At 57.1% G+C, this 14,952-nt stretch carries 15 protein-coding genes; 7 read left to right on the plus strand and 8 right to left on the minus strand.

The genetic code is table 11. The features are described from left to right. Window positions 1-26: 26 nt before the first annotated feature. The gene (locus tag WA411_RS18015; protein ID WP_153634884.1) at window positions 27-731 is read right to left on the minus strand and encodes a YggS family pyridoxal phosphate-dependent enzyme; all 705 of its coding nucleotides are present in this window, start codon (window positions 729-731) and stop codon (window positions 27-29) included. Between the two features lie 140 nt (window positions 732-871). Between WA411_RS18015 and WA411_RS18020 the strand changes: the two genes are divergently transcribed. The 3 genes from WA411_RS18020 (at window position 872) to WA411_RS18030 (ending at window position 4,830) form a co-directional block, all read left to right on the plus strand. Continuing rightward, entirely contained in the window at window positions 872-1,906 is a 1,035-nt protein-coding gene (locus WA411_RS18020) for a type IV pilus twitching motility protein PilT (protein WP_058091364.1), read from the plus strand. 216 nt (window positions 1,907-2,122) lie between these two features. Further along, window positions 2,123-3,244: a PilT/PilU family type 4a pilus ATPase gene (locus WA411_RS18025; RefSeq protein WP_069184769.1), complete on the plus strand. Its 1,122-nt coding sequence runs from the start codon at window positions 2,123-2,125 to the stop codon at window positions 3,242-3,244. Between the two features lie 119 nt (window positions 3,245-3,363). Next, a complete protein-coding gene (locus WA411_RS18030; RefSeq protein ID WP_291910104.1) occupies window positions 3,364-4,830 on the plus strand; it encodes an OmpP1/FadL family transporter in 1,467 nt (488 codons plus the stop codon). Between the two features lie 36 nt (window positions 4,831-4,866). Here the strand turns inward: WA411_RS18030 and WA411_RS18035 are convergent, their stop codons facing one another. Together WA411_RS18035 and polA are read right to left on the minus strand one after the other, a co-directional pair. Further along, the gene (locus WA411_RS18035; protein ID WP_069184770.1) at window positions 4,867-5,241 is read right to left on the minus strand and encodes a hypothetical protein; all 375 of its coding nucleotides are present in this window, start codon (window positions 5,239-5,241) and stop codon (window positions 4,867-4,869) included. A gap of 232 nt (window positions 5,242-5,473) precedes the next feature. Beyond that, entirely contained in the window at window positions 5,474-8,206 is a 2,733-nt protein-coding gene (polA, locus tag WA411_RS18040; protein ID WP_291910101.1) for a DNA polymerase I, read from the minus strand. Window positions 8,207-8,293: 87 nt separating this feature from the next. On the opposite strand from polA, the gene WA411_RS18045 reads away from it, so the two are divergent. Further along, entirely contained in the window at window positions 8,294-8,632 is a 339-nt protein-coding gene (locus tag WA411_RS18045) for a DUF2782 domain-containing protein (RefSeq protein WP_069184772.1), read from the plus strand. Between the two features lie 7 nt (window positions 8,633-8,639). On the opposite strand, the gene WA411_RS18050 is transcribed toward WA411_RS18045, so the two are convergent. Then, the gene (locus WA411_RS18050) at window positions 8,640-8,849 is read right to left on the minus strand and encodes a fibronectin type III domain-containing protein (protein ID WP_228290016.1); all 210 of its coding nucleotides are present in this window, start codon (window positions 8,847-8,849) and stop codon (window positions 8,640-8,642) included. Window positions 8,850-9,304: 455 nt separating this feature from the next. On the opposite strand from WA411_RS18050, the gene WA411_RS18055 reads away from it, so the two are divergent. Next, window positions 9,305-9,727 carry a hypothetical protein gene (locus WA411_RS18055; protein ID WP_136630816.1) on the plus strand — a complete coding sequence of 141 codons (423 nt, stop codon included), beginning with the start codon at window positions 9,305-9,307 and terminating at the stop codon, window positions 9,725-9,727. A gap of 98 nt (window positions 9,728-9,825) precedes the next feature. Here the strand turns inward: WA411_RS18055 and WA411_RS18060 are convergent, their stop codons facing one another. Then, on the minus strand, window positions 9,826-10,479 hold the full coding sequence (locus WA411_RS18060; RefSeq protein WP_222466059.1) for a DUF4124 domain-containing protein: 654 nt from the start codon (window positions 10,477-10,479) through the stop codon (window positions 9,826-9,828). Between the two features lie 3 nt (window positions 10,480-10,482). Further along, window positions 10,483-11,121 (minus strand): orotate phosphoribosyltransferase, encoded by a 639-nt coding sequence (pyrE, locus tag WA411_RS18065; RefSeq protein ID WP_291910097.1) that lies wholly within the window; start codon window positions 11,119-11,121, stop codon window positions 10,483-10,485. 81 nt (window positions 11,122-11,202) lie between these two features. On the opposite strand from pyrE, the gene WA411_RS18070 reads away from it, so the two are divergent. Continuing rightward, window positions 11,203-12,009: an exodeoxyribonuclease III gene (locus WA411_RS18070; RefSeq protein WP_209399032.1), complete on the plus strand. Its 807-nt coding sequence runs from the start codon at window positions 11,203-11,205 to the stop codon at window positions 12,007-12,009. A gap of 207 nt (window positions 12,010-12,216) precedes the next feature. Here the strand turns inward: WA411_RS18070 and rph are convergent, their stop codons facing one another. Beyond that, window positions 12,217-12,933: a ribonuclease PH gene (rph, locus tag WA411_RS18075; RefSeq protein ID WP_136630813.1), complete on the minus strand. Its 717-nt coding sequence runs from the start codon at window positions 12,931-12,933 to the stop codon at window positions 12,217-12,219. 168 nt (window positions 12,934-13,101) lie between these two features. On the opposite strand from rph, the gene WA411_RS18080 reads away from it, so the two are divergent. Continuing rightward, window positions 13,102-13,968 carry a YicC/YloC family endoribonuclease gene (locus WA411_RS18080; protein ID WP_291910094.1) on the plus strand — a complete coding sequence of 289 codons (867 nt, stop codon included), beginning with the start codon at window positions 13,102-13,104 and terminating at the stop codon, window positions 13,966-13,968. Between the two features lie 21 nt (window positions 13,969-13,989). On the opposite strand, the gene WA411_RS18085 is transcribed toward WA411_RS18080, so the two are convergent. Further along, entirely contained in the window at window positions 13,990-14,817 is an 828-nt protein-coding gene (locus WA411_RS18085; RefSeq protein WP_291910092.1) for an RluA family pseudouridine synthase, read from the minus strand. Between the last annotated feature and the right edge of the window lie 135 nt (window positions 14,818-14,952).

Below are 14,952 nucleotides of genomic sequence, written 5' to 3' on the forward strand. Positions count from 1 at the left end.
CCTGATCATAGCAGGAACCGGCAGATTCAGCGCTTTACTGGGCGTTGGCCGAAAAGTGCAGTGCCGACCCGTACCCAGGTGGCGCCCTCCGCAATAGCAACTTCCAGGTCGCCGGACATTCCCATGGACAGCGTGTCAAGCGGCCCGGCGTCGGGATGATCTGCCCTCAGTTGCTTCAGGGTATTGGCCAGCTTCCGGAAGCTGGCTCTCAACCCGGATTCGGGCTGATCCGGATCCGGAATGGCCATCAACCCTCTCAATGTAAGGTTTGGCAGTTCGCCGATCTCAGCCACCAGGTCCGGCAACTCCCCAAGCGTGCACCCGGATTTGCTGTCCTCTTCATTAATATTGACCTGAAGGCAGATATTCAATGGTGGCAGTGCAGGGTCACGCTGTTCGCTGAGGCGACGGGCAATCTTGAGGCGGTCGACGCTGTGCACCCAACTGAAGGCAGAAGCCATCTGCCGGGTTTTGTTGGACTGGATCGGGCCGATGAAATGCCACTCGAGGCCATTAAGGTCAGACAGCGCCTCGATCTTTTCCAGGGCTTCCTGCAGGTAGTTCTCCCCAAAGGCATGCTGACCGGCCGCGAAGGCTTCCCGCAGATCTTCCGGCGGTCGGGTTTTACTCACGGCGAGCAAATGCACAGCCCCCGGCTCGCGCCCAGCCTGCAATGTTGCTTTTTGTATGCGTCGGGTTACGCTCCCGATGTTGTCTGCTATGCTGCTCATAGTGTGAGATTGCCACGCTCGGTCTGTCACTTGTACGGTGACACGTTACCCGCAGGTCACTGAAATGCCAAGTGAACCGCGCCGGGGCCCCGCCGGGCGGAAGCTACCAGGATAAAAGAAAAAGCCTTCCGAGGATTCCTATGGATATTACTGAACTGCTTGCCTTTTCGGCGAAACAGGGCGCGTCTGACTTGCACCTCTCTGCCGGCCTCCCCCCTATGATTCGTGTTGATGGTGATGTGCGTCGCATCAATCTGCCGCCCATGGAGCACAAAGAGGTCCACGGGCTGATCTACGACATCATGAACGACAAGCAGCGCAAGGACTACGAGGAATTCCTGGAAACCGACTTTTCCTTCGAAGTGCCCGGTGTTGCCCGTTTCCGTGTTAACGCCTTTAACCAGAACCGTGGCGCCGGTGCCGTGTTCCGGACCATCCCTTCCAAGGTGTTGACCATGGAAGACCTGGGTATGGGGCAGGTGTTCAAGGATATTTCGTCGGTGCCTCGCGGCCTGGTGCTGGTAACCGGCCCTACGGGTTCCGGTAAGTCCACCACCCTTGCGGCGATGATGGACTACATCAACGACACCCGGTACGAGCACATCCTCACCATCGAGGACCCCATCGAATTCGTGCACGACTCCAAGAAGTGCCTGGTCAACCAGCGGGAAGTTCACAGGGATACCCTCGGCTTCAACGAAGCACTGCGTTCAGCCCTGCGGGAAGACCCCGACATCATCCTGGTTGGTGAGCTTCGGGATCTGGAAACCATCCGCCTGGCACTGACGGCCGCGGAAACCGGCCACCTGGTATTCGGCACCCTGCACACCACCTCCGCTGCCAAGACCATCGACCGTGTGGTCGACGTGTTCCCGGCGGAGGAAAAGTCCATGGTTCGGTCGATGCTGTCCGAATCCCTGCAGGCGGTTATCTCCCAGACCCTGATGAAGAAAATGGGCGGCGGTCGGATTGCGGCTCACGAGATCATGATTGGCACCTCGGCGATCCGGAACCTGATCCGGGAAGACAAGATCGCCCAGATGTATTCGTCGATCCAGACCGGCGGTTCTCTGGGTATGCAGACCCTCGACCAGTGCCTGGAGCGGCTGCTGCAGAAGGGCCTTATTTCCCGTGAAGCAGCGCGGGCCAAGGCCAAGATGCCTGATAACTTTTAATTGGATTGCTCCCGGCCGTGTCGTTGGTGCCAGGAGCAGACGGGGAATTCATAAGACTCCCCGAATACAGTTTGACGGGTGGGGCGGGTTCCGCTTCCCGGGACTGTCTGCAGCATGGATGCTGCAGTCAAGCGTACATGGACGTATTCACAGCGTGTCCCGGGAAGCGGAACCCGCCCCACCCAAGCACCAAACGATGAAGATTGGGTACAAAAAATGGAATTCGAAAAACTGTTACGGCTGATGGTGGAAAAGGGCGGCTCGGACCTGTTTATTACGGCGGGCGTTCCCCCAAGCATGAAGGTGAACGGGAAAGTGCTCCCGGTCACCAAGAACGCGCTGACGCCGGAGCAGACGAGGGAGTTTGTCTACGGCGCCATGAACGACAAGCAGCGCGCCGAGTTTGAGGAAACCCACGAGTGCAACTTTGCCATCAGTGCCCGGGGCATTGGCCGGTTCCGGGTGTCTGCGTTCTTCCAGCGGAACCTCTGTGGCATGGTGCTGCGTCGGATCGAGGTGAAGATTCCGCAGATTGACGACCTGTCGCTGCCGGAGGTTATCAAGGAACTCGCCATGACCAAGCGTGGCCTGATCATGTTCGTGGGCGCCACCGGTACCGGTAAGTCCACGTCCCTGGCGGCCATGCTGGGGCACCGGAATCGCAACAGCCGGGGCCACATCATTTCCATCGAAGACCCGATCGAATTCGTGCACCAGCACCAGGGCTGTATCGTCACCCAGCGTGAGGTGGGTATCGATACCGAGAGCTTCGAGGTGGCCCTGAAGAACACGCTGCGTCAGGCGCCCGACGTTATCCTGATCGGCGAGGTGCGGACCCGGCAGACCATGGAGTATTCCGTGCAGTTCGCCGAGACCGGTCACCTGTGTCTGGCCACCCTGCACGCCAACAACGCCAACCAGGCGCTGGACCGGATTATCCAGTTCTTCCCTCCGGAACAGCACAACCAGATCTGGATGGACCTGTCCCTGAACCTCAAGGCCATTGTGGCCCAGCAACTGGTGCCAACGCCGGATGGCAAGGGACGCAAAGCGGTAATCGAAGTGCTGATCAATACCCCGCTGGTGGCGGATCTGATCCGCAAGGGCGAGGTGCATCGTCTGAAGGAGCTGATGTCGAAATCCAACGAGTCTGGTATGCAGACCTTTGACCAGGCCCTGTATCAGTTGTACGCAGAGGGCTCCATTACCTATGAAGATGCCCTGGCCCATGCGGACTCTGCCAACGACCTGCGCCTGATGATCAAGCTGGGTGCCGACGCTCAGGGGGCGGACAAGCTGTCTTCCTCTGTGGACAAGCTCTCAATACAGGACGACTGATACGATCAGGTTTTTTAGACTTTAGTTGTAGAAAGGTAGGCTCCTGAACCGTTAGGGATGGCATTTGAGGCCAGTAAGGGGTGGTGCGTATACTCGGCGCGATTCAATAAGGAGATACCATGCACCACCGATCTTCAATGCTTGCACGAGCCGTACGTTTTGCCACCCTTGCGGCGCTCGCCGCACCTGCCAGCACTCTCGCAGGCGGTTTTTCCCTCAATGAACAGAGCGCCAGCGCGATGGGTACCGCCAATGCAGGTGCCGCTGCCAATCCCGAGAACGCGACCACGGTTTTGTTCAATCCCGCCGGGATGAGCCAACTGTCCGGCACCAATATTTCTTTTGGTGCGGCGGTTCTGGATATTGATGCCGAGGCCAAGGAAGCTGAAGCGCGCCGCAATCTGCCGGGTCAGAGTCCGATTATGGCCGATGGCTCGCTGGGCGGTGATATTGCTGGTCCAGCCGTTTTGCCGAATTTTTACATGACTCACGAAGTCAATGAATCCATAGACGTGGGGTTTGGAATCCATGCGCCGTATGGCCTGGCTGCGGACTACAACGATGACTTTGTCGGGCGTTTTTTTGCTGACGAAACCGAATTGACAGCCATTGCCTTCACTCCGTCAATCTCAGTAAATAATGGGAATGGCCTTTCAATGGGGGCGGGCATCAACCTTATTTATGCAGAGGGGCGCCTGACCCGTTATCAGGACTTGGCAGCCCAGGTCTACCCAAATGCTTTTGCTGCAGCCATTGGCCAAGGCGCAAGTCCCGCACAGGCTGATCAGGCAGCACGACAAGCAGTGAGTGGATATCAGGATCCTTACGCTGACATTGAGGGTGATGATATCGGGGCGACGTTCAGAGTTGGTTTCCTGTATGAGCTCTCGGATAAGACCCAAATTGGGTTGAGTGCCCAGACTGGAACCGAACTTGATTTGAAAGGCAATGCGACGATTTCCGACTTCCCGGTTCCCGGAGTGCCCGGTCAGACCACTACTCTGTCGGAAAAAGTCAGAGTGCCGCTATCTATCCCAGAGAGTGCAACCTTTGGCATTCGGCATAATCTTTCCAATCAAGTGACGCTTCTCGCAGGTGCGACTTACGCTAAATGGAGTCGTTTTGAGGAATTGGACATTGTCAGTAGAGAAGCGAATGGTCAGATTACAGCGGCACCACAGGAGGGCGCCATTCTCAGTCATGTGACTGAAAAGTGGCAAAATACCTGGCAATTCAATCTAGGTGGGATTTGGCAGGCAACGCCGGAATGGGCTCTAAAAGCAGGCTATGCGTGGGACGAGTCGCCTGTCGATGAGTATCTTACCGCACGTATCCCGTCCAGCGATCGGCATTGGCTGACATTAGGTGCTCAGTGGAAGGATGCCCAGAGTGGCTGGACGCTTGACGCGGCAGTAGGAACACTGCTTTTTACGGATGATCCAGCTTTTACAGAACGCAACTACCAGCACAGTAATCCGGATGAAGTAGCCGATCTGGCGCCGGGTGTCGAAGACCCGAGCTATTTTAAAGGTAAATATGAGCTCAGTGCCTGGAGTGCGTCCATTGAGGTAAGCAAGTCCTTCTGATCTCTCGTGAATCTGGTTGGCCAGCCCAAGGGCTGGTCAGCCAATAACCTGTCCTCGGTAAATCACCTTCTTCTTCCGTGGCGGGTCCAGCTTCCCTTCTTCCTGGTCGTCCGCCGATGCCGATGGGGCATCCGCTATCACCTGACCCCGATAGTTACGCTTGAAGCCGTCATCTTCCTCCTCGGGTTCGATGTTCAGCTGTGGAACCTGTTCCTTGAGAGTTTCCCAGGTACGGGTCAACTGGCTTGAGCGGGTTTTTCGCGCGTAATCGGCCAGTTGTTGTTCCAGGTGCTCTTCCGTGAGGTGCAGTTTCACGCCGAATTCCGTGTGAATCAGGCGGCGGCACTGGTGAACCAGTTTCAGCACGCTGGGGTCCAGCAGCCAGCTACGTTCAGATGCCAGAGAAGTCATGGTTTGAGCCTCGGAGATGGATGTCACAACATGGCGCTGCCCGGATAATGTGGCAGGGCAGGGCGCCGACTCTACTCAAGTAGCGAATTTCGTGCCGTGACGGTGTCGATTCCGAAGAGAAGGCGTGTTTACGGCCTGCCGTGGAGTCCGGAGACTCACAGGCAGGTTCGGGGGGTGGTACTGCGGTTGATTTCGGTGCGTTTTTGGCTTCCATGCCCTGTTCTGGGGCGAATCAGTGTGCTTCGTCCCAGTTGTCACCGGCGCCGGCTTCTACCAGCAGGGGAACGTCCAGTTCGGCTGCTGCCGACATGCGCTTCTCGAGTCCCGAACGGATTTTGTCGAGGGCTGACTCCTTCACTTCCAGAATCAATTCATCGTGAACCTGCATGGTCATGCGGGCCTCATCCGCGTGATCCTTGAGTAGCCAGTTCTCCACATCCACCATGGCCCGTTTGATGATGTCCGCGGCTGTGCCCTGCATTGGCGCGTTGATCGCCGTTCGCTCGGCTGCCTGCTGTAGCTGTTTGTTGCGGGCGTTGATTTCAGGCAGGTACAGGCGCCGGCCAAAGAGCGTCTCGACGAAACCGTCGTCATGAGCCTGCTTGCGGATGTTGTCCATGTATTTCAGGACGCCGGGGTAGCGCTCGAAATAGCGGTCGATGTACTGCTGGGCGACCTTGCGTTCAACGTCCAGTTGCCGCGACAGCCCAAAGGCAGACATGCCATAGATCAGGCCGAAGTTGATGGCCTTCGCGCTGCGCCGCTGGTCTGAGGATACTTCCTCCAGGCTGACGCCGAAGACTTCCGAGGCTGTCGCCTTGTGGATGTCTTCCCCTTTTTCAAAGGCCTTCAGCAGCCCCTTGTCGCCGGAGAGGTGGGCCATGATCCGCAGCTCGATCTGGGAATAATCGGCCGCCACCAGTTTGTAACCCTCAGGCGCGATAAAGGCCTGCCGTATACGGCGTCCCTGCTCGCTGCGAATGGGTATGTTCTGCAGGTTTGGCTCGGAAGACGACAATCGGCCGGTGGCGGTGACAGCCTGATGGTAGGAGGTATGAACACGGCCGGTGCGGTGGTGAATCAACTCCGGCAGGGTGTCGGTGTAAGTGGACTTCAGCTTGCTCAGGCTGCGGTGCTCAAGAATCAGGCGCGGCAACTCATGCTCGTGGGCCAGTTCCTGCAGCACCGGTTCCGCCGTTGATGGTGCGCCCTTGGGGGTTTTCTTGATGACCGGGAGCCCCATCTTGTCGTAGAAGATTGCCTGCAACTGTTTGGTAGAACCCAGGTTAAAGGTTTCACCGGCAACATCGTGAGCCTCTTTTTCCAGTTCCGCCATGCGCTCGGCCAGTTCCTGGCTGTGCTGGCGAAGCGTACTGGCGCTGATCAGGGTGCCTCTCTGCTCCATGCGTGAGAGCACCGGCACCAGTGGCAGATCGATTTCTTCATACACCGAAGCCAGTTTCCCGGTTGCTTTCAGCTGTGGCCTCAGGGTCTGATGCAGGCGCAAGGTTATGTCTGCGTCCTCGGCGGCGTAGGGAGCAGCCTTTTCCAGTTCGATCTGGTTGAAGGTGAGCTGTTTGGCGCCTTTGCCGGCGATGGATTCGAAGCTGATGGTCTTCTCGCCGAGGTAGTGCATGGCGAGGCTGTCCATGTCGTGGCGGGTAGCGACAGAGTTCAGAACGTAGGATTCCAGCATAGTGTCCTCGGCAATGCCCTCCAGGGTGATGCCGTGGTTAGCCAGTACGTTCTTATCGTATTTCAGGTTCTGCCCGACCTTGGCCAGTTGGGGATCCTCCAGCAACGGCTTGAGCTGCTCGAGAACCTGGTCACGATCCAGCTGTTCGGGGGCACCCATGTAGTCGTGGCCCAGGGGGACGTAGGCGGCTTCGCCCGGGTTGATCGCGAAGGAGACACCCACTATTTCAGCGTCGATATAGCGAAGACTGGTGGTTTCCGTGTCGAAGGCAAACAGATCGGCCGATTTCAGGCGCTCCAGCCATTGATCCAGCTCTTGCTGGTCGGTGATGACGCTGTAGTCTTTTTTACTGGTCTCTTTCTCGGGTTTGTCTTCTTTGGATTGGGTGTTGCTGGAGGAGGAAGTCTCTCCCTGCTCCAGTTCGGCAATCCAGGTGCGGAACTCATATTCCTTGAACAGTTCGAGCAGCTGCTCGTCATCCTGCTCCCGAAGCTTCAGGTCTTCCAGGCCAAAATCAAGTTCCACGTCCGTGCGGATGGTGGCCAGTTCGCGACTCAGGGGCAGTGTTTCCGTGGCCTCGCGCAGGTATTCGCCGATCTTGCCCTTGATCTCGTCAGCGTGCTCAATAACGTTGTCCAGGTTTTCGTAGCTTTGCAGCCATTTTACCGCGGTTTTCGGGCCACACTTGTTTACTCCGGGGATGTTGTCGACCTTGTCTCCGACCAGGGCGAGGTAATCGACGATCTGCTCCGGGGTCACGCCGAATTTTTCCACCACGCCGTCCCGATCCATCCGCGTCTCGGTCATGGTATTGATCAGGGTGACGTGATCGCTGACCAGTTGCGCCATATCCTTGTCGCCGGTAGACACCACCACATCAATGCCCTTGCTGGTCGCTTCGTTGGCAAGGGTGCCGATCACATCGTCGGCCTCAACGCCCGTCACTGTCAGCAGCGGCAGTCCCATGGCCTTGACGATCTCGTGAATGGGCTCGATCTGGCAGGCGAGATCCTCAGGCATGGGCGGCCGGTTAGCTTTGTACTCTTCATACAGGTCATGCCGAAAGGTCTTGCCCTTGGCGTCGAAGACCACCACCATTTTTGAGCCGGGGAAATCCTGCTCCAGGCGTCGGATCATGCTGATAACGCCCTTGATGGCACCGGTCGGATGGTTCTTGCTTGTGGTCAGTGGCGGAAGTGCATGATAAGCGCGAAAAAGATAGGACGATCCGTCCACAAGAACCACGGGTGGGGTGTTTTTGCTGGTCATGTCAAAACAGGTCCGGAATCTGATTGAAGCGTGGGTTGGCTTGTGCAACTCTGTACTGAAATCGATGGACGAAAGGGTATCACGAAAATGAAACGAATCGCCTGCCCGGCTTTGTTGCTCGCCTGCCTGCCTCTGGCTGCCCTGGCGCAGGAGCAAGGCGCCCTGGATGAGACACCGGTGGCAACCCCCGAGGAGCCGGTGGTGATCTCGGATTACCAGCCGGCGAGCGAGGGCCCGGAGATTGTTATCCGGCCGGGTGAAAAGGAAGTGTTCTACGAATACCGGGTTAATGGCCAACTCATGGAAATCAAGGTCGTGCCGGAGGCCGGCCCGGAGTATTACCTGGTGCCGGCAGACGGTGGCGGCTGGATCCGGGAAACCGAGTCCGACATGCTGGTGCCCAGCTGGGTGATTTTCCGCTGGTAAACCGCAATCAGATCAGGTCGATGGTAACCGGCGATGAACGTCGGCTCTCCAGTCCCTCGATATCTACGGTGGTAATTGCAAACTCGTAAGCGCCCGGAGCCATCTGCGCCAGAGAGAGGCTCGTTGTAGCGGGGCTTTCGATGCGGATTACCTTGAAGTTTTCCTGATGCCTCAGGCGGTAGTAAATTCTGAATTCGGCGATTTCTCCGGGTTTCAATGAGGAGCCATCTTCGCGCGTCAGCGGAGCCGTCCACCTTAGCTCTCTCCCCTCGGTCGCCGAGTATCCGGATCCTTGGGAATCTCCTCTGCAGCCAGCAAGAAGGAAAAGCGTGGCCAACAAGGGCAGAAGAATTCGGGCCAATGGCAGATGTCTTGGTCTACAGGTGATCATCGTTACTCACATACGTGCCGGAAATCGGCCTGATTTTGGGAAAAGCGTATGGAGCCAGAATAAAACGGGGAGACGGGCTTCTTTAACAGCCCGGCATTATGCCAGTCCGGTTTTCAGGATCAAGTGAATAATCCGTAAAACCCCTTATCCGTGCACCTCCTGCTTTTAGTATGAACATTCTAATTTTAGGGCGTAACTTTGATTGTGAGATTAAAGAAAGGCCCTCGTTGCACTGGTTTCGACAGGGTCTTGAAACCTTCAGGAAACCAAGGAGATTCATCATGGGTAAACTCAAGTCCTATCAGGAACAGCTTCAGGAAATCGTCGACAAAGGCATCAATGCCGCTGAAGAGCAGCAGAAAAAACTGGCTGCCAAGCCGTTCGACTACGCAGAAAAGCTGGAGTCCGAAGCGCGTGAATACAGCGTGAAGACCCTGCGCAAGCGCTACAACGGCTACAGCGATAGCCTGTTCGAGCAACTTCGCAACCTGAACAGTCGTTTCGGCAGCTTCGCTGGTGACCTGGTCGCCAAGCTGGAGAAAGAAGCCGCAGAAGGCGCGGATGCCGTGGCAGAAGCCGCTGAAGACGTATCTGACGCTGCCAAGGATGCCAAGAAATCAGTTGAGCCGAAGAAGCCGGCTGCCCGCAAGACCACTGCGCGCAAGACCACTTCTACTGCCAAGAAGAGCACCGCTTCCGCCTGAGCTGCGGATAGCGTCTCACCGACAGGTGAGTGAAATGAAAAAGGCCGCCGGGTAAAACCGGCGGCCTTTTTGTTTTGCAGGGGCGTTCCTGTGAAAAATCAGTCTTCGGTTTCGTTGTGATCAAGTGGTACGGTCCGCGCCTCGCCAGTGACCTCTTCCAGGCGCTCTATGTCGGCCTCGAAGGCCTTGCGCAGCTCTTCGATTTCCTGGGTTTGTGAGGTGATTTCCCGCTCAATATCCCGTATCTGGGATTCCAGGCGCCGGATTTTTTCCAGCGTGGCCTCTGGAATCTCGCGACCGGCCCGCTCCATGTTGGCGGCGCGGCTTTGTTCGCTATCCAGCTGGCTGGATATCACCGAGATGTTGCCTCGCTTGAGTTGTATCAAGCCCTCAAGCTCCCGGATTTTCCGATGCATGGCTTTTACCGCCTGATCCGGATGGCTGAAGCGCTTCAGTAGCGCGCGGTCCTTCTCGCGTTGCTCCGCGAGTTCCTTCTGGCGCTGCTTTTCCGCTTCCCGGGCGGCAATCTCTTCCTCGGTTGGCGCCGGCGGAATGGTCTCAATGACGCGGCCATTGTTGCTCAAAATGTCATAGCCACGTTTGGTGGCTTCCTGGGGGATGGTGCTGCTGATGACGATCTGGCCGTTTTCATCTGTGTAACGGTACATATTGGCCGCGACCTGGGTAGAGAAACCCAGGGCAAGCGCCAATGCTGTAGCTTTGACAGATATTGCGGTCAGACGATTGGCCATCAATCAGACTCCGTAACGATCCCGATAACTGGCCACCTTTTCGGCATGCCCGGCGAACTCCGCGTTGGCTTTGAGGTAGTCCAGCACTTGCTCAAGACGAATGATGCTCACCACCGGGATGCCGAATTCCTTTTCCACTTCCTGGATGGCGGACAGTTCGCCATTACCTTTTTCCTGACGATCGAGGGCAATAAGCACGCCTGCCGGTTCGGCCCCGGCAGCCCGGATGATGTCGATGGATTCCCGGATCGCTGTTCCGGCAGTGATTACATCATCAACAATCAGTACCTTGCCCTGTAACGGTGCGCCAACAATGTTGCCGCCCTCTCCATGATCTTTCTTTTCCTTGCGGTTAAACGCAAAGGGTTTGCTGTTACCGTCTGTAGCCAAGGCCATGGCGGTAACGGTGGCCAACGGAATGCCCTTATAGGCAGGGCCGAAAATAATGTCATAATCCAGCCCGCTGCGTGCTATCGCGGCGGCATAAGCCTTGCTTAACTGAAGCAGGTCGTCCCCGGTATTGAACAGACCGGCGTTAAAGAAGTAGGGGCTGGTTCGGCCCGACTTGAGCGTGAACTCACCAAAGCGTAGTACATTCCGGCGGATGGCAAATTCGATAAATGTTTGCTGATAGTCGTGCATGACAAGGCTTCTGGCGGGTGTTGATCTTTAATTAGCTCGTAAAAACGGTATCATACACACAAACCGAATCAGGGAACACGTATGCGGGTAGTATCAATCAGCGTCAATGGCCTCGCCCAGGCTGTTGAAAAAGGCTTTTTCGACTGGCTGGCAGAGCAGGACGCTGACGTGGTCTGTGTCCAGGATCACCGCATGCGGGCCTACGAGATTGAAGACTACAACCTGATTCCGGAAGGGTATGAAGCCTATTTCATTGATGGCGAAAAGAACGAGGATGGTGGTGTCGGTATCTACACTCGCCATTTTCCGAAAGCCATCATGTACGGGTTCGCCAATGAACAGGCAGATCGCGAAGGCCGGTTCATTCAGGCCGATTTTGACAAGGTGTCCGTCGCCTGCGTACTGGCGCCCTGCGCCCTTGGCCGCGAAGAAGAGCTGATCGGCGAGGACGACCTCACGGTGTTGGATCACAAAGACGAGTTCATGGAGTCCTTCGGCCTGCACATGCAGAAAACACTGCGCAAGCGTCGGCAGTTCATCTTCTGCGCCAACCTTCAGACCGCCCATCACGTAACCGATGCCAGCCCGCTTTACCACAAACTGGATTTCTCTGGCTTTCTGCCCCACGAGCGTGCATGGCTGGATCGCCTGTTCGATGAAATGGGCTGCGTTGACGGTTTCCGTGAGATCAACAAGCAGAGCAACCAGTTCACCTGGTGGCCCGAGCAGGCCGAGGGTTCCCGCAAGAATGCCGGCATCCGTGTGGATTACCAGCTACTGACACCTGGCATCCGCAAGACCATCGAAGATGGCTGGATTGACGACTCGACCCGCTTTTCCGATCACGCCCCAGTGATCATGGATTACGACATCGAAATCGGCTTCTAAGTCTGGGGGAAGGCGCCTGCGCGGCAACGCTTTCCCAGACACGCTACAAGCACTTCCCTGTGCGCTTGAATCGGGCCATCCATGGCCCTCAACAGTCTGGGAAAGCGTCACCACGCAGGCGCCCCATGCTTGTGAGGTTTTTCGAACAGTAGCGTGTCCCGGAAAGGTTTCCCCCTCCGGACACGCGGGCGCCTTAATTAGCAGTCGTCAGGCCTCCAGAGCAGCCTTTTGGATCTCAAACAACTGCTCAATACCCTGTTTGGCCAGAGTCAGCATGCTGTCCAGCTCTGACTGGTCGAACGGAGCTCCTTCCGCTGTTCCCTGGATTTCAATGAAGCCGCCCTGGTCAGTCATGATCACATTCATATCAGTCTCGGCTTCGGAATCTTCCGGGTAGTCCAGATCCACCACTGGGGTGCCTTTGTAAACACCGACTGAGAGTGCAGCGACCATCTGCTTGAGGGGCGATTTCTTAAGGCGCTTCTCGGCGACCAGGTGATTCAGGGCATCGACCAGGGCCACGCAGCCGCCGGTGATCGCCGCGGTGCGGGTGCCGCCATCGGCCTGGATGACGTCGCAGTCAATGGTGATGGAGTGTTCACCGAGAGCGGTCAGATCCACCGCAGCACGCAGGGAGCGACCAATCAGGCGCTGGATTTCGACGGTGCGACCACCCTGTTTGCCGCGGGCAGCCTCCCGACCCATTCGGCTGCCCGTGGAGCGGGGCAGCATGCCGTATTCGGCGGTGATCCAGCCCTTGCCTTCGCCCCTGAGAAATGGGGGAACCTTGTTTTCGACGGAGGCGGTGCAGATGACTTTGGTATCCCCGAATTCCACCAGCACCGAGCCTTCGGCATGACGGGTGTAGTTGCGGGTGATTCGAACATCTCTGGGTTGCTCGGGCGTTCTGCCGCTTGGACGCATAGTATTTCCTGAAATCATTATTGAATGTCCGGGCGCGTGTCCCGGTCGAACGTTTGTCGAAAAGGCCGGTCAGTATAACACGTTGGTGTTGGGCTTTTGTCCGGTTCGCCGACGCTGTTAAGAGCCTGTTAGACTGGGTTTATCATTATCTATCGAAGCGGAGCCAACATGATCCGAAGTATGACCGCATTTGCCCGCAAGGATGTCCAGGGAGACTGGGGTACGCTGACCTGTGAAATCCGGACCGTCAACCATCGATATCTGGAGCCCTCATTCCGGTTGCCGGAGGCTTTCAGGGAACTGGAAAACCGGTTTCGGGAAGAGCTGAGAAAGCAGCTGAAACGGGGCAAGGTGGATGTGTCCATGCGCCTGCAGTCTGCAGAGAAGGCGTCCCAGAGCTTCGAGATCAGCGAAGACATGGCCCAGGCGGTGAATGAGGCGGCCAACCACATCAACCGGATGCTGGATAATCCGGCCCACATCAATGCCCTGGATATCCTCAGATGGCCGGGGGTGCTATCCGTGCCGGAGCAGGATTACAGCCCTGCAAAAGGGGCTGCCGTAGAACTGTTCGAACAGACCGTGTCCGACCTGGCCTCGGTACGCGAGCGTGAGGGGGAGCGCCTGCGGCCTCTGTTCGAGGATCGCCTCAATACCATGGGCAGTCTTGTCGCCGATGTGCGTAAACGCATGCCGGAATTGCTGGATGCCCAGGAAAAAACGCTTCGGGAGCGATTTGAAAAAGCCAAAGTGGAGCTGGATGCCGAGCGGGTGGCCCAGGAGATGGTCATGCTGGCCCAGAAGAGCGATGTTGCCGAAGAATTGGATCGGTTAGACGCGCATATTGGCGAGGTGACGGATACCCTCAAAAGCGACGACGCTATAGGCCGGCGGCTCGACTTCCTGATGCAGGAGCTGAACCGGGAGGCCAATACCCTGAGCAGCAAGAGCATCGATGCCGGCGTCACACGCATTGCGGTGGATCTCAAGGTGCTCATCGAGCAGATGAGGGAGCAGGTGCAGAACCTGGAATAGCCCGGGCTTCTGTTTTAGTGGTCAGCTCTGGTTCTGTCCCAGGGTGTCCAGCTCTGCGGGCAGTTCGAACACCATCTTGCGTTTGTTGAGGGGGCAGTCGAATTCGAGATAGAGGGCCAGGAGCTGCAAGGGAACGCCTGCGGGCCGACCATACAGGCGATCACCGAGTATCGGGTGCCCGAGGCCAGCCAGATGACGGCGGATCTGGTGCTTCCGACCGGTCTCGATACTGATCTGGAGTAGGGAAGTCTGCTCAGCCTCATTGGTCGCCAGTGTCGAAACATGACTGACCGCCGGTTTTCCCTCAACGGGCGCATCAACCACCTGGTCTTGCGTCTCCATCACGCCACACACTCGCGCTTTGTAACGCTTGGTCATGGTTCTGCCTGAAAAGCGCTGGGAAAGGGCGCCTGCGGCTTTCGGGTCATGGGCAATCAGCATCAGCCCGGCGGCATCGGCATCAAGTCGGTGGATCAGGTGGCAGGGGCGCTGGAGCTGAAGTTCCGCCAGGCGAAGCAGGCTGCAATGGTCACCCCACTGTGAGCCCTGGGCCAGCAGGCCGTGAGGCTTGAACCACACTGTGTAGCGCTCCAGATCCTCCAGTAGAACCGGACCCTCCGGTTTTCTCGCCAACACCTTTTCATCGTAGTAAAGCTGCAGCCGGATGCCCGGCTTGAGTTCCTTGGTGGCGCGGCGCAGTCGAAGGCGTTTGCCCTTGTGCGTCCACCAGCAAGCACCCTTCGCCATGGCATCCTTGATTTTCTGTCGGGAGAGCCCCGGCGCCGCCTCACTCAGGGCGTCTATGGCTTTGCTGGTTTGTTTCAGGGTGATATCGATGGTGGTTCGCATGGGATTTTGCAGTCATTGAGCGGATGGATAGGCAAATGGTATCAGCTGGCTCGCCTCTGGGGTGCGGTGTTTTGGCAAAGTCCGTATAATTCCCGGCCTTACCGGTCGAAACAGGCGGCCGTCGCGTTCAGGTTT

Source organism: Marinobacter sp. CH_CUG1437-1, assembly GCF_037029655.1.
Taxonomy (GTDB): domain Bacteria; phylum Pseudomonadota; class Gammaproteobacteria; order Pseudomonadales; family Oleiphilaceae; genus Marinobacter; species Marinobacter salsuginis.